Genomic DNA, 14,690 nt, shown 5'->3' with positions numbered 1-14,690 from the left:
GGGTCGCTGGAAGGTTACCGATGTTTTTTTTGTATATAGGGCATTCAGCGACTTTTGAGGAAGTTTATGGTGTCCTCGTATTTTATAGGATGGACCGGTGTCGCGTGAATGCCTTTCTTGGCATATCGAATCGATATTACATTCGTCCTTACAAGGTCTTCGCAACCGGCAAAGCCTATATCGTTGCCGAATTTGACGATTTCTTCTTTGATTTTTCCGGTTTTGTCGAAAACGACTAGGCCCGTCCCGATAGATTGTTGCACGATTTTATAAACATCGATGTTGAAATCGAAATAGGCAGCTCCGGCAAATCCTTTAGCTTTGGAAACCCTGTTGTAGTTTTCAAAAGTTTTTGTACCCACGATATGTTTTTTCTGACATTCTGGGTTTATGCGTTTTGAGAGATTTTCTTTTAAAAAAGTGGGCCACAGGACATATAGTTCGTGTTCTGAATAGATTCCCCTTGCTTTAGCTTGCTCGATTAGTTTTTCTATTGTTGTGTATAGATCCATTGCAGAACACCAGTTCACAAACCTGTTGAATGACAGATTGATGATCCCACGGAATGTGGGGGTGCTCTACGTTAATCGCCAGGGGGCCAGTTTCCCCATAGGGTGTATGCTGCCTCGAATTGTGAGCCTGTCGAGCGAACAAAGGGAGGTCGGCGTCAAGCAGAGAGTGGAACTACCTGCCCTGAATTTATCGGTGTCGGCAGGATGGGTGCGATCGGGAAAGAATATACAACTTTAAAAGAGACTAGGCAAGGGGGCTTCGTATTGCTCTTGCTTTTATTCTAAGATTTGACTGATTTGAGAAATGATGCCTGTGGCAACCAAACTTCCGGTAATGTTTTGGCAAAGGGCTTCTATTTTATGCAGTAGCTTGCGAACACCTGTTTCATCTTTTTGGGTAACCATTTGCTTGATTTCGACAAGGTCTGACTTTAATTCGGCTTCCTGATTGTTTGTTAGGCGTAAGCTTGCGATATTTTGCAAAACTTGCTCTATTAAGTCGGAAACTTTTTTGAAATCAAAGCTGTTATTGTTGTTGATTGTTGCAGAAGAGTTCGTCATTGAAGCGATGATATTTGAACCATTTATGTTTCCATAGTTGTTTATAACTGGAGTTCCCTTATTCGAATCTAAGGAAAACTTACCTTCTTTGATTTTTTGCGATTTCCATTTGTTGATTTTTCTTCTGATTTCGTTTTCAATTCTTTGTAGAAGATGCAACTTTATAACAGTTCGGTTCTTATAATCTCGAATATTTTTATCATCCTGTACAGGTGATACATAATCTTTTCCACTGGCTACAACACTAGAGATATCTTTGATTGGATTCCAGCAGGGAATGATAACAGGATTGCCAACTGCATATCTTTTGGCATCTGCTTTAATTAAGGGACCATCATACCAAATGTCCAAAGTGCCATTTACCTGACGATAATCGGGAAGTTTTTCATTTTCTGCATATCCGTTTAATTCCCTTTCGCAAAATTTGGCGAATTTTTTGTCATCAATAAGGTCGGCTATGGTACGGGCTTGCTCAAGTAAATCGGCAACAGGGGTTGACGATTTTGCACTATTGGTGATGAAATCTTCTATAAGTTTTGCGATGGACATGGATATGTTTATTGAATTGTTTTGAGGAAAGCGTCAATTTTATTGTAAATGTCTGAGCCGATGACGCTACAAGTTATGCTTTGTGCCCAGACGCCCAAGCTGTTGAGTAATGTTCCGATAGACTTAGAATCTTTTTGATTGATTTTTTGATCAATTTTTTCAATTTGTGTATTTAAAAGATTTCTGTCATTTTCATCAACTGAAGGTGCTTTTATCAGCTCTTTTATAGATTCAAGAAGCTTTTTGGCCCCTTCGTAATCAAATTCTTTTACTCCGTTTGCGTTTAGAGTGGAGTTGATGGCTGCTCCAACAACGTTTGATCCGTTAATGTTTCCGTAGTTGTTTATAATGGTCATATTTTTGGCGATTTCCTTTTCTTTTGTAGAAAACTCATAATCTTCTCCGAGAATACCTTTCTGTTCTAAGTTAAGAGCCCAATCAAGAATTTGATTTTTTATGGTATTGAGAATTCTCACTAGTTGAGTTTTCGAAAAAAACATTTTTATTTCATAACGATTTGGAATGCGAGCTGCCTCAATAAGAAACTGTTGCAATTCAAGGGGAATAATCATTGAAATTGTTTGTAAGTCTTTATTATCAACGGCGGTTTGAATTTCGCTAATTGACATGGTGATTGGCCATGTTGATAATTCTTCAAAAGTTCCTTTTGATGGAAGCTGGATAGGTATCCATCCTCGCATTGGGTTTCTAGCCTTGAAAAAGACATTTGCATTTCTGTATTCAGGGACTTCCTTAGAGGTGGGATAACCATTAATTTCTTTTTTTAGGAATTCTACCATTTCATCTTGATCTAGTTTACGAGCAATAAAATATGCCTTTTGACAAAGATCGCTAAACGAACATTTCGGATTTAAACATTCTTTCTGTAATTCTATAACCAGCTTTGACATTTATTCTTTCCTTTGCGTTTGGATGCTTGAAATAGAATCGTTTAACACGCCGGCAAGATTTGAATTTGAAACATTACCATTGATGATGATTTGGATAGAGGGAATATCTTTAACTTTACTTTGTTCTTCGCTAGAAAATTTAAGATTGTCTCCAAGAATACCTTCTTTTTCCAACTTTAGAGCCCAATCTAAAACGAGTTTGCGAACAATTTGTGGGATTGAAGCTAGCTGAGCAATAGACACGATATGATGGATGTCCATTGCTTTAGGCATATTTGTTGTTTCAAAGATTATTTGCTGAACTTCTGCAGTGGGGCGAATTTCTAAGGTTTCAGTTTTTGATAAGCTTAATTTTTCTATTTCTGTGATAGGTTCAATGACATTTCGTTTGTTTATGGGATTCTCTGAAGAAAGTGATATGGGAACCCATCGTTGTAAATTGACATCAAAAGCTTCCGTGTAAATTATGATTTGACGATATAAGGGTAATTGAGTTGTGTCATCACTCTTATATCCAGTCATTTCATTAGAACAGAATTCTGCCATGTCTTTGATGGACAATTTTTCGGCAATGGCGTATGCTCGGAGTAGCAAGTAATAGCAAGATACTTTTTCGTCGAGACAAGCTTGCTGTAAGTCAAGAACCATTTTTGCCATATCAAATCCTTATTTCAATACAGCTACAAACTTTGTATGTTGTTTTCATCAAATTTAGATTTTGAAGTTGTTTCGTAATTTTGATCCGTTAGTTCAGAACGGAGAATTTCGTCGTTTAGCATTTTAATGAGATTGCTGACGCTAGTTTTGGTGTTGATGATGATCTTTCCTGTAGATGAGTCTTTCTTGAATTGTTTTGAATAAATAGGATGCGTTTCTATTCGCGGCATTAAGATCGCTTTATTCATTTCTAATACGACGGAATCCTTCAATTTCATAAGTTTTCTAGCGAAAATTAAATCTGTGCTATATTTTTTTACCGTACTTAAATCGGAAATAAGATCCAATTGTTTGATTCTTTCTATATTTTTTTTAGCTTCTTTTTTTATATAGGCGTCTAAGCCAAAGTAATTTTGCAGTAAAGTCCAATTTTTGGTTGCAATAAAATCTTCCAATATAATAAAATCAAATTTATGATCAATCCTAAAGATGTCGAAATCTACGGGTTCGTATGCATCTTTTTTGTTGAAAAAAGCATAAAGTATATGAACCCTGTTCATTTGGGTCATCTTATATTTATGTTGGTACAACCAAAAATCCTTTTTATCCTTGTTTATACGAACAAGTATTCCTGTTAAGTTTTTATGATCATTCTCCGAAAAATACAAATCGTTCGTTTCTTGCAATTTTGGAAATTTTATAGAACCATTCCTTGAATAAGAACCTAATCCGTAAAATATCTTTTTATTTTCATCTATATATTCGATATTGGCTAATTCGAAATTGTCATTATCAATTTCTTCTTTTAACCAATTGGTGGTTACATCTTCTAATTTTTTTTCTAGAGTTTTGCTAATGCTAATACGCTTTATTTGGTATATATCCTTCTCCTTGAGGAGCGCATACAAAGTTGGTGTGTATGAATAATTGTCAAGAATGGCTTTAACCTGTTTTTTGAAATTGTCTTTTTTCATTATTCAATCACCTCAAAAAAGACTACATTATTGGAAACTTTATTGTAATTGATTTTTAATGTTTTTTTTTCTAGTTTTTGGGAACAAATTCCGATGAAATCGGAACCGTCTTTCTTGAAGTTGTATATTCTATAGCCAAGAATACTTAATATGGGATTATTGTAAAAAAGAGTTGTTTTGGCTAGTAGGGCGATGAGCCCTATGAAAGAGATTGTAAAAACTAAAAGACCATTTGTACCTGTGTAATTATTCATCAAAAAAGGCAGTAAAAAAGTTGCATAAAAGGATGGGCTTGCTTCCTTATCTTCTTTAATATGGCTTATAGTTGTATTCGTTGTTTCATACTGGATTTTATTCATGGAATTGATATATATCCAAGAGAATAGGGAAATCAACACCCATATAACAAACACAATTGAAAGAATGGAGAAATATATGTTCTCGTAACAATATGTCCAAAATGTCATTTCGCTGTCTTTTTGAGACAATGAAAAATAAAAGAAGTTTATCAACATCAAAAAAGCTATTGGGCTTAGTGATTGAAATAAAAGTAAAGCTTTCATGTTCCCTTCTTTTTATATAGCGAGTTTTCCGCTCATTAGGCGGGGCAAGAGCAGGTCGCGTTGTTTGATGAGATTGTTACACTGATTTGATAAAGTAAGAATCAAATCGTATATTTGTTGAACCTTTTTTTCAAAGAGTTGGCAGATTTTAAAAGGCGGAAGACAGACTTTCACTCTATTAATATCGCCAATAAAAAGGCATTGCTGTGCTGCACCATGGGCTGCGTTCTCAAATTCTTTCCGCATTGATTTGAACGTTTCATATAAATAGCAGGAATTGACTAGCTCTTTGTTTGGTTTGATAATTGCAACGCTTCTCTGAAATTCTATATAGGAAGGTTCTTGATTTAGGAGGTGGACATCCCCAATTGTTCCAACAGAGGTTATAAGAATATCTCCTTTTGACAATTGGGTTCTTTTTCGAAGCGTAAAAAAAGTTTTTTCATCAATAGTTCGCTCGTTTTCTCCTATTTGTATTTTCCCATCTTTAATATTCTTACAGCTAAGTAGTAAGTATGGTGAATTTGGCGTATCTTGTATGGTGTTATGAACGCCATCTGTCACATTGCTTATATTCTCTATTTTATCAATTCGCCAGCCTTTGGGAATTCCGTTTTCGATTGGGATTGTTTCGTGGCCGGGGAATCGGAAGCGGACGAACCATTCTTTGTATAGGTTCTCCGCCATTTGTTCCAAGATTTTGATGCGTTTATTGTTGTTTTCTATCAGGTTGTCGTATGCGGAAAGGATAGATGAGATTTCTTTTTGGTCTTTGGAATCATGAACATTTATTTTCAAAGAATGAAGATGATTTTGGTTGAGCGTAGGAACTCCAGCACCTGCGTTGTATTGTTCCAAATGCATTGTTTTCAAGAAATAATAAACATATCTTGGATTGTTGCCTTTAAAATCTTTAACATATAACGATGTATTAAGAGGCCAGCATTTTCCTTCAATAAACTGAACAGAGCCCAAACTTCCAGAGCGTCCTGTTACGACGGCAGGACCATTAATCTTGTAAGAGTTGTGATACGCTTTTATATTTGTTGATGCAACAACAGGATATTCGCCTTCAACAATTTGTGAGTCTGGCAAATCAAAACCACGATTTAGTTTAACAAAATCATCAAATCGTTTTTTTTCTAATGTCATGAACAAATATCCTTTGAGAGTTTTGGGGCGTTGCGGGGTGTCCCCGCAGAAGGGGTAGCGTAAGATACCTGGAGATTCCCGCCTTCGCGGGAATGACAAGTGGCTGTAGCGAGGGGAAGGCTTTCCCCTTTTTCCCTAAAATAATGCATTCATATTTTCAGCAATCTGTTTTTCCAGTTTCTTCGCTTCGGCGCTCAGCTTGGCGAAATCGTCGTTCAGCCCGAGCATCGTTTCCTTGAATTCTTCGGCGGTCATGCCGTCGTCTTTAATGACAACGCCCACATATCGGCCCGCGTTGAGCGAATAATCCTGGTCTTTGATCCCGTCTTCGCCCTCGATTTTTGCGACCTTGCAAAGGCCGATCACGTCTTGGTATTTTCCGTCAGGGAACCGTTCGGTGAGCCAGTTGATTTGAGCCTGCCAATAATCCTTGATTTTGACTTCTTTGTCGTTGCTGTTTACGGGAGCGTTCTTGTGGTTTTCCTTGTATTCTTTGACCAAGTCCTTGAACGCTTGCGTGTCGCCTTCGTATAGGCGGCTGATGATGGCGAGGTTCTTGATTTGTTCGTCGCTGAACTTGCGGTGAGCCCTGTCAACTTGGGTGAACACGTTTCGTGCGTCGATGAAAAGGATTTCGTCTTTTTTCTTGCCGCCCGCTTTTTGCTTGTCGAAGAACCAGAGCGTTGCGGGGAGCGTGACCGAGTTGAACATGTTCGAGGGCAGAGTGACCATTTGGCTGATGACGCCTTCTTCAATCATCTTCTTACGGATTTCGAGTTCGCTACCACCGGCATCGCTTGCGGAATTTGCCATGACGAGTGCCGCCTTGCCGTTTTCGTTCAGTGCTGTCGCGAAGTAGCCTATCCATAGGTAGTTTGCGTTGGGGACGGTTTCTTTCTTGTCCGATGCTTTTTTGCTGCCTGCCTTGGATTTGTTTCTGGGAACACCATATGTGCTGAAACGTTCGTCTTCCTTGACTTTATCGACAACAACTTCGTCTACGTTGAACGGGGGATTTGCCATCACATAATCGAATGCGCCGAATGCGTTGTATGGGTCGCTGTAGAAGGAGTTTGCTTCGGTGATGTCTCCGCGGACATTGTTCAGGAGCAAATTCATCTTGGCGAGTTTGACCGTATCGGGTTCCTTTTCCACGCCGTAGCAACGGAAAGACATCGTGTCGTCTTCGCTTTTGTTGTGCTTGTGCATGTAGCGTGCCGCCTGCACGAACATGCCGCCCGAACCGCAAGCCGGATCAAGGAATTTCTTGTCGTGGCCGCTCGGTTGCAAGACTTCGACCATGTAACGCACGACTGTCGCGGGCGTATAGAATGTTCCGCCGTCCTTGCCTTCGGACAAAGCGAAATTACCCAGGAAGTATTCGTAGATTTCGCCGAACAGGTCGATGCCGATATCTTCGGGGATGTCCTTGAAAATGCGGACAATCTTCGAAAGCAAATCGGGCTCTTCTTCGGGAACGAGCTGCGCGTAAACATCCTTGGGGAGGACCCCTTCCATCTTTTCGTTTTCGTCTTCGATGGCCTTCATCGCGCGCTTGACGAGAGTCGCTTTCTTGGCGTCATCCGGGGCATCGTTGATAAAGTCGAAGTAGGCGCATTCCGGCAAGTAGAAACCGCACTTTTCGATGGAGATTTCTTTGAGCGTGCGTGCACGACGGGTGCCCTTGAGCTTTTCGAACTCAGCGTTGATTTCGTCTTTATGCTGTTTGTAAAGAATGTCCGCATAGCGTAGGAAGATTAGGCCCAGAATGGGCTGGCCGTATTTGTTAGCGGCGAGGTGTGCTCCAGCGCGGAGAATGTCTGCGGAATGCCAAAGGCGATCTTTCAAATTCTTGAGTTCAATGTCGGTCATAGGGGTCCTTGGGGATCTCTAGGGGAATATAGATTATTTGAGGGCGAAATAAGGTTGTTTTTGCGGGATTCCGTGCTCGTTTAGGGGTGAAAAGGCTATATTAAGTTTGTGCGTGCTGAAAAGTGGCGGGAAAATATTAAACAAAATGGTATCATATGAATAAGCAGGAATATATCCAATCTTTGAAAGATGAGGTAAAGCAATTTCATCCTTTTCTTAAAAGGTTATTTATGGCTATGGTGAATAAAGATGTGTTAGTTAATGTTGATTATACGCATGGCCCAAATGAAGTCGGTGCTGATTTTATATTGATCAAGAGGGACCCAATTCTTGATGAAAATACTGCCATATCGGTAATTGTGAAAACAGGTTCATTAAGAAATGCATTGGGTGATGTTGAACGGCAAATTGACGAATCAAAGGCCCCTAGAAAAGATATTAATGGAAATAATATTTTTGTTCGAGAATTTTGGGTCGTCACGAATTCAACGATTTCTAACAATGCGAGGACTTTGATTCAAGATAAGTTTAAGAATCAGAATATTGTTTTTTTGGGATGATTCAAAGATTGAAGCTACATGTAATAAGTTTTTGGGTAATGATTGGTTATCGCCTCATCATTCAACAAAAAATTTCTTAACAGAAAGAAGAAAATTTTTTGTTGAAGCTATAAAAAAGTATTCATTTTGTCCTGCTATGGAAGATTTTCCTTTACGTCAAACAATTTTGGAAAGACATGCATCTTATAATCAAAATAAATCAAAGAATAAACCTACTCAAAAAATCAATATTCTCGAATATGTAAAAACAAAGAAGATAATGCTTCTTGAAGGTGGCTTTGGTTCTGGGAAAACTAGAATTTTAAATCAGCTTGGTATAGATTTGTGCGTAGATGATGGTGTTGGGGAAACTTTTATTCCAGTCTATGTCACTTTTGAGGATTTATGTACTAAATATGGTTTAAATGTTGAATGTATCATAGAAGACGTTGTTAATGAAGATGTTCAAAAGGAAAATCAAAATAATATACAATATGTTTTTTTGGTAGATGGTGTTGATGAGGCTAATATTAACGATTATGATAAATCTGCGAAAATATTTGAATTTTCTAAACAAATTGAAGCGAAAAATATTCATGCATTATTGACTACTAGAAATATTGCTCCTTTATTTAGAAAAGACGAACGATTAAAATTTGATTGTAAAATGCTTGAAATTCAACCGTTGTCAACGACTGAAATCATAAAATATATAATGCAGGTGTGTAAAAAAGAAAAATTATCAAATAGAATTTATTCTGATATTAACGACAATGATCTTTTTAAAGATTTAGCAAAAATTCCAATAACAGCCATCTTGCTTGCAAGAATTCTAAAAGAAAATGTACAGGATTTACCGTCAACACTCCCTGAATTGTTCTCAAAGTTTACAGAATTGTCATTGGGTAAGTGGGATGTCGATAAAGGTTTTTTGGGTCAAAAAGAATATGAAACAATGGATACGGTAGCTTCTGAAATAGCCGAGTTCATGTTTATCAATGGTTTGTCAAGAATCGGTGAAAGCGAAATAAAAATGTTTTTTAAGGATTATATTGACAAACGTAATATTGGGTTGGATGTAGAAAAAATATTTTCTCGCTTTGTCAATGAAACCGGTTTAGTAGCGTTGTATGATGGCTGTTTATCATTTAAGCATCGTTCAATCATGGAATTTCTTTATGCAAAAAAAATGTCAAAAAATAGAAGTTTGCCGATAGAAAATAAAATGCTTACTCTGAAATGGCAAACAGTCTATTATTTCTATTATGGTTGCTTGAAAGACTGCTCTACTGAAATTTTGCAATTTGGTGATTTGAAATGCGAAAATAATGTGGAAAATATGATGAAGTTGAGTTGTGCACCTTCATTTTTGTTGGCTGCATACAATACACCTTATGATGATATTCAAAGCGTATTAAAAAAAACAATCGGTGATGCGGGAAGCGTTTATTTGAGTATGAAAAATGATGCAGAATGTCCATTATTAAACTTGTCTGAAATGAATTTTTTGTGGTTCTTCCAAATTATCATGAGGGACTGCTACTCATACAATTTCTTTGTAAAATATTTTGAAAAATGCATTAAAGATTTTGAGGGATATTCTTTAAATGAAAAAGATGCGTATACAGCATTCTTTATTTCAATGATTCGAACAACATTGAAATTAAATGCTCCAATGGATTTTATTTTTGAAAATCAGGATAAATTGCCAACGCCAATCAAATTAGGTTTATATCATGAAATATCTGCGGAAAAGGATAAAGCTAGTAAAAAAATGTCGGAACCGGAATTGTCAAAAAATGCTTTAATTTTTATGAGAAAAATATCAAATAAATTGAAGACTAAGTCTTTAGTGAAAAAAACAAAATATGTAGCTGCAGATTATTTAAAAATATTATATGAAGAACCCTTGAAGAAAAAAATAATGTAAATTAAATTTTAGAGATTGTTTTATGGTAAAAGAATTAAGGTTTCATGAATTATGTATAAAAGGTTCTAATGGAAAAAGTTCTGCAAAAACTTTGTTTATTCTAGAATCCCCTTTTGATTCAGAACTTTTGGAAGATTGTGCATGTGTCGGAAAAACGGGAAAAAAAATGACCAAAATATTGGGTCTACAATCCGATGATGCTTTAGGGAAAATGCTGAATGACAGAAATCAGATGGCTAAAGAATATGCCGTTTTTAATACATTTAAATTTCCACTAGACGTTGCAGTTGCAGTAAGGATGATTAAAGCTGGCAAAAAATATGATTTATGGTCTAAATCTAAAATGCCATGGTGTGGTTTAAAAAATGATGAGGATAAAGAAATAGCAACACTGAAAAGAGAAATTAATACCATAAACAGTAATAGGTTCTGCAAGAGCTACTATTTAGAATATAAAAACTCATTAATGTTTTTTTTGCAAAAAAGTCCAAATCTTAGAAGAATAGTTGTTTGTGGAAGGATTGCACAAGCTATGTTTGAATCAATAATAGAAGGTAATCCATCATTTAAATATTTGAAATTTAAACAAAAAGAAATTGGGGATAAAGTATACGAAGTTATGTATACGAAGCACCCATCTGTGTGGCTTTCTCCAGATGAAGGGTATGGAAAAAAAGTTAAAGATGCTTTAAACTGTTGGCCATAGTGAAATTATTAATACTCAATTGGAGAAAAATGTTTTTGTATATACGCTACTAAAAAGAGAAGATATAATATGTCAGTTCGGGCGATTAGACAGGGTGATTGTGTAAAGTAACTTTGTCTGTTAAACGGCGAAAGTAAACACTATAGTAAAAACGTTTTCTAAACCATATAAAAAAGGTTGTGTTATGAATCTAACTAAAGAAAAGCTTGTTGCTTTATGGAATAAACGAGAAGAGATATTTGCTGAAAATGAAAATCTTATAAAAAGATTTGATAAGGTCGATGAATTATTTAATGAATTTCAGATTATAGGGGTAGAAATCGACGCAGCCCAGAAAAAAGTTGTAGTCAAAAAAGCAAATGAGAAAGAAAATGATCTGGAAATACAAGGTATTGATTGCTCCTATTTTGGTATAACTAAAGATGAACGGCAATTTTGCCTAGATCGTACAAAAGGGCAGGAACCTGTGAATCTTATGGCAAAATTGCTGTCTAGCGATAAGATTTATTGGATAAATCTTATTCAGGATATTGGCTGTTTACTTAGTGGTTATGACTTCTCTTCTACGCTCCTTGATAGATATAAAATGATGGAAGAATATCGCTTGTTATCAAATAATAAAGTTGCTCATGATGATAACGGATCTTTGCTAACGGGAGGTCAGTATCAAGCTGCATCTTCACAGTTGTCGGGAAATAATTATTTCTTTTGGGTTTTGAAAACAATTGCGGAAATTAGGACTGGTTCTTTTGCTCCGCAAGATTCGCATTTAGTTCTGTCATATCCAAATTCGAAGGCCTTGGATAATGAAGAAAAACAGAGGGCAATACTAGAAAGAAGATTTCCTTATAAGTTCTTTTATATGTGGACTCACAAGGATGAGGTTATCCATCCTTTCAGCTTGAAGGCTTACAAGAACTTTATTACTCAGAAAGATGTTGCTTTACGATATGATGCAGACCAGGAGATGAATCAGAAATACAGTGACTTTGCTGAAAAATGGAAAGAGTATTCTGATGGTATTGTGAAAGTAATTACAGATATTGATCCTTCTGCATCTTCAAATCTCGTTGCTACTATCGCAGACCTTTCAAAACTCATTTCGATCATAATGGCGAAAGAATCGGATATCAGAAATATTCGTGACCTTGTTGAAACGGGAAATAAGGCAATCATTCTATGGGGACCTCCAGGAACGGGAAAAACATATCAGGCAATGACGCTTGTTAGAGAAATGCTGGATATTCCTGAGAAAGAAACGAAAGAGGAAAATGAAGAAGAACTAAGAAAATACCAATTTCCGAAAGAAGGGCCTTCGGGTTCGTACGATATAGTACAGTTTCATCCTAACTACACATATGAAGATTTTGTTGGCGGAATTAGTCCAAAATTAGATGGTACCACTTTAAGCTATACTTTAAAGACGGGACGATTTAAGGATTTCTGTGATAAAGCTGCCGGCTCCGAAAACAGCAAGAAAAAATTCATTTTCATCATTGATGAAATTAATAGGGCGGACTTGTCGGCTGTTTTTGGAGAGCTTCTATATGCGTTGGAATATAGAGATAATCCCATTGCCATTCCTAATTTTTCAACCTCTTTCAAAATACCTTCCAATGTCTATATAGTAGGAACGATGAATAATGTAGACAAAAGTCTTGTATCTTTTGATCTTGCCTTGCGTCGACGTTTTGGTTTCTTTAAAGTGATGCCAAACATGAAGGTTTTGGAAAATCTGTCAAAGTATATAAATGAAGAATCTTTATCCGTGTATATTAAAAGATGCGAAAATCTTAATGTGAGCATATCGGATAAAAATAGTTTAGGACTTGGAGAGGATTATCAAATTGGACAAGCGTATTTTCTAAAGATAAAAGATTTCTTGCCTAAGAAGGAACAGCAATCTGAAACGCGGGAAGAAGACTTTGTATTGCCTAATTTGACTATTTTTGAATTGGAAAAATTATGGGTATACCATATAGAACCTCTTCTAGAAGAGTATCTTGGTAATAAAATTGATGATGAAGACACAAGGAAAAAATTAGCAGCTCTTAGAAAGGCTTTTACAGAAGAACTTAAAGCATGACTCTTAAATTAAATCTTGAAGATAGTCATTTTTCGGACCCGCTTTATGTTAGTGAAGAATCTAAAAAGAAGGGCGTTAATCATGAATGGGTCTATAATTCAACGATTGCCTCCTTAGTGCATTCTGCGATAGACTCCCTTCAAAATCAATTTGAAACGGGTGAAATAAAAATACTACCTCTTCGGCACTCTGTTACGGCAAATGATTTGAATGAAAGCCCTGTTTGGTGCCGTACTAAAGATGCTGAAAGAAAACTTCGCTCGGGTCAAGAAAAAATTACGTTTTATACATCGCATTACATTGGAAATTGTACAATTAATGAAGTCTCAATTGCAATACAGCCTCGTTTTGGTGATAGATTGTTTAATTATTTTTTGGGAGAAGCTTGTAATATCTATCTTCCCAAAGGAAATGCAAACTATGCTGAAGGAAATGTTGGTAATGCATATTGGCTTATAGGACTTCTTTGGAAAGCGATGTTAGAAAGGGCTTTGACTTCTGGCCAAATACCAAAGGAATACAAGACAGAAACCAAAAATATCAAAACATTCAAGGGACGCCTGCATATACAAAAACATATAAAGGCAAATCTTGTTAACCAGAGTAGGTTCTTCTGTACTTACAGAAAGTTGACAATGGATAACATTATCAATCAAACCATTCGGTATGCCTTTTCAATTTTAAAAGAGAAAGGCTTGGGTTCTGTTTTAAGCGATCTTGCTTCGTATGATAATAAATTGGCTTCTTTTGGCGTTACTTGTCCAGAAATAGATTCCCGCCATATAGACAGAATTAAGTACACAAAAATGAATTTTGTTTATAAGCCTGTAATGGAATTTAGTAAGGCTATAATATCTCGTCATTTAGCAGAATCTTTGACGAATAGTCAAAAAATGGCGGAAACAGCATTCTTTGTTGATATGGCCGAATTGTGGGAAATGTTTCTTTTGCGAGTCTTACAAAAAAAATTGGATGATGATTACAATGTATATTCGCCGAATCTTTCCGCAGGAGCTTTTTTGTTGGAAGATGAAAACCGAGCCATTCGCCCGGATATAATTATTGAAAAAGACAACCGCGCTGTCATGATTATTGATGCAAAATATAAGCGGTACAAGACGTTAGGTAAGACCTCTAAAGATCCGTATGCGGTAAGCCGTGAAGATTTATACCAAATGACAACATATCTATACCATTACGGCAAGGATAATCAGCCTATTTATGGTTTATTTGTTTCTCCAGCGAATTGCGATAAAGGCGAAAATATTCAAAATATGAGACAAGAAAACAGCTTTGTCAATATGGAAATTAAGAAATTAGAGCACAACCCTTTACATAAAATCGGTCTTGTCAATGTGGAAATAGAAAGAGCTAGTGATCAAGCTCAATTGGAACAGTTAGAAGCGTCTTTCGCTGGTCTGATAAATGAAACGTTGAAACTACTTCAAAACGTGATGCCGTCTTGAACACGGCAGGGGTATGCTAAATCCTATCCGGTTCGTCATTCATTGCCGAGTGATTTTTGAACCGGTTCAACCATTTTTTTAACTAGTTGACTTTCGGCAGGCCACTGTTGTACTTGAGCTGTTCAAATGCTTCGCGGACGACGTTTCTGTATTCTCTACGGTTGCTTGAGTTTTATATTCTCGGATTGAACAAATTTAAGCGTAATAAATAA

Annotated in this window: 13 protein-coding genes; 5 read left to right on the top strand and 8 right to left on the bottom strand. The window is 36.5% G+C overall.

Annotated features, from left to right (window positions below):
• Positions 1-44 precede the first annotated feature (44 nt).
• The 8 genes from B7991_RS08490 to B7991_RS08455 form a co-directional block, all read right to left on the bottom strand.
• On the bottom strand, positions 45-512 hold the full coding sequence (locus tag B7991_RS08490) for a polymorphic toxin type 50 domain-containing protein (RefSeq protein WP_088630438.1): 468 nt from the start codon (positions 510-512) through the stop codon (positions 45-47).
• A gap of 276 nt (positions 513-788) precedes the next feature.
• A complete protein-coding gene (locus tag B7991_RS08485; protein ID WP_088630437.1) occupies positions 789-1,622 on the bottom strand; it encodes a hypothetical protein in 834 nt (277 codons plus the stop codon).
• Between the two features lie 8 nt (positions 1,623-1,630).
• Positions 1,631-2,533, bottom strand: coding sequence for a hypothetical protein (locus B7991_RS08480; RefSeq protein ID WP_088630436.1), 903 nt, complete (start codon positions 2,531-2,533; stop codon positions 1,631-1,633).
• A complete protein-coding gene (locus tag B7991_RS08475) occupies positions 2,534-3,190 on the bottom strand; it encodes a hypothetical protein (RefSeq protein ID WP_088630435.1) in 657 nt (218 codons plus the stop codon). It lies immediately after the preceding gene.
• A 23-nt stretch (positions 3,191-3,213) separates the two neighbouring features.
• Complete coding sequence (locus tag B7991_RS08470; protein ID WP_088630434.1) at positions 3,214-4,164, bottom strand: Kiwa anti-phage protein KwaB-like domain-containing protein; 951 nt, start codon at positions 4,162-4,164, stop codon at positions 3,214-3,216.
• The gene (locus tag B7991_RS14655) at positions 4,164-4,523 is read right to left on the bottom strand and encodes a hypothetical protein (protein ID WP_141099857.1); all 360 of its coding nucleotides are present in this window, start codon (positions 4,521-4,523) and stop codon (positions 4,164-4,166) included. The genes B7991_RS08470 and B7991_RS14655 overlap by 1 nt, the downstream gene beginning before the upstream one ends.
• A 216-nt stretch (positions 4,524-4,739) precedes the next feature.
• Positions 4,740-5,879 carry a restriction endonuclease subunit S gene (locus tag B7991_RS08460; RefSeq protein WP_088630432.1) on the bottom strand — a complete coding sequence of 380 codons (1,140 nt, stop codon included), beginning with the start codon at positions 5,877-5,879 and terminating at the stop codon, positions 4,740-4,742.
• Positions 5,880-6,014: 135 nt separating this feature from the next.
• Entirely contained in the window at positions 6,015-7,751 is a 1,737-nt protein-coding gene (locus B7991_RS08455; RefSeq protein WP_088630431.1) for a class I SAM-dependent DNA methyltransferase, read from the bottom strand.
• 155 nt (positions 7,752-7,906) lie between these two features.
• Between B7991_RS08455 and B7991_RS08450 the strand changes: the two genes are divergently transcribed.
• From B7991_RS08450 to B7991_RS08430, 5 genes are all read left to right on the top strand, one after another.
• A complete protein-coding gene (locus tag B7991_RS08450; protein ID WP_088630430.1) occupies positions 7,907-8,311 on the top strand; it encodes a hypothetical protein in 405 nt (134 codons plus the stop codon).
• A 31-nt stretch (positions 8,312-8,342) separates the two neighbouring features.
• Positions 8,343-10,220, top strand: a complete 1,878-nt coding sequence (locus tag B7991_RS08445; protein WP_141099856.1) for an NACHT domain-containing NTPase — start codon at positions 8,343-8,345, stop codon at positions 10,218-10,220.
• Between the two features lie 22 nt (positions 10,221-10,242).
• Entirely contained in the window at positions 10,243-10,926 is a 684-nt protein-coding gene (locus B7991_RS08440) for a hypothetical protein (RefSeq protein ID WP_088630428.1), read from the top strand.
• A gap of 184 nt (positions 10,927-11,110) precedes the next feature.
• Positions 11,111-13,012, top strand: a complete 1,902-nt coding sequence (locus B7991_RS08435) for an McrB family protein (protein ID WP_088630427.1) — start codon at positions 11,111-11,113, stop codon at positions 13,010-13,012.
• Positions 13,009-14,478 carry an McrC family protein gene (locus B7991_RS08430; protein WP_088630426.1) on the top strand — a complete coding sequence of 490 codons (1,470 nt, stop codon included), beginning with the start codon at positions 13,009-13,011 and terminating at the stop codon, positions 14,476-14,478. Before B7991_RS08435 ends, B7991_RS08430 begins: the two co-directional genes overlap by 4 nt.
• The last annotated feature ends 212 nt before the right edge of the window (positions 14,479-14,690 follow it).

The sequence above is a fragment of the Fibrobacter sp. UWB3 genome, from assembly GCF_002210405.1.
Classification (GTDB): Bacteria; Fibrobacterota; Fibrobacteria; order Fibrobacterales; family Fibrobacteraceae; genus Fibrobacter.
Note: the sequence above shows the minus strand (reverse complement) of the source record. Positions and strands in the feature narration are given on the sequence as shown.

Excerpts from the sequence above, each read along its gene's own strand:
- B7991_RS08490 (WP_088630438.1), bottom strand. The coding sequence starts at position 512 with ATGGATCTATACACAACAATAGAAAAACTAATCGAGCAAGCTAAAGCA.
- B7991_RS08485 (WP_088630437.1), bottom strand. The coding sequence starts at position 1,622 with ATGTCCATCGCAAAACTTATAGAAGATTTCATCACCAATAGTGCAAAA.
- B7991_RS08480 (WP_088630436.1), bottom strand. The coding sequence starts at position 2,533 with ATGTCAAAGCTGGTTATAGAATTACAGAAAGAATGTTTAAATCCGAAA.
- B7991_RS08475 (WP_088630435.1), bottom strand. The coding sequence starts at position 3,190 with ATGGCAAAAATGGTTCTTGACTTACAGCAAGCTTGTCTCGACGAAAAA.
- B7991_RS08470 (WP_088630434.1), bottom strand. The coding sequence starts at position 4,164 with ATGAAAAAAGACAATTTCAAAAAACAGGTTAAAGCCATTCTTGACAAT.
- B7991_RS14655 (WP_141099857.1), bottom strand. The coding sequence starts at position 4,523 with ATGAATAAAATCCAGTATGAAACAACGAATACAACTATAAGCCATATT.
- B7991_RS08460 (WP_088630432.1), bottom strand. The coding sequence starts at position 5,879 with ATGACATTAGAAAAAAAACGATTTGATGATTTTGTTAAACTAAATCGT.
- B7991_RS08455 (WP_088630431.1), bottom strand. The coding sequence starts at position 7,751 with ATGACCGACATTGAACTCAAGAATTTGAAAGATCGCCTTTGGCATTCC.
- B7991_RS08450 (WP_088630430.1), top strand. The coding sequence starts at position 7,907 with ATGAATAAGCAGGAATATATCCAATCTTTGAAAGATGAGGTAAAGCAA.
- B7991_RS08440 (WP_088630428.1), top strand. The coding sequence starts at position 10,243 with ATGGTAAAAGAATTAAGGTTTCATGAATTATGTATAAAAGGTTCTAAT.
- B7991_RS08435 (WP_088630427.1), top strand. The coding sequence starts at position 11,111 with ATGAATCTAACTAAAGAAAAGCTTGTTGCTTTATGGAATAAACGAGAA.
- B7991_RS08430 (WP_088630426.1), top strand. The coding sequence starts at position 13,009 with ATGACTCTTAAATTAAATCTTGAAGATAGTCATTTTTCGGACCCGCTT.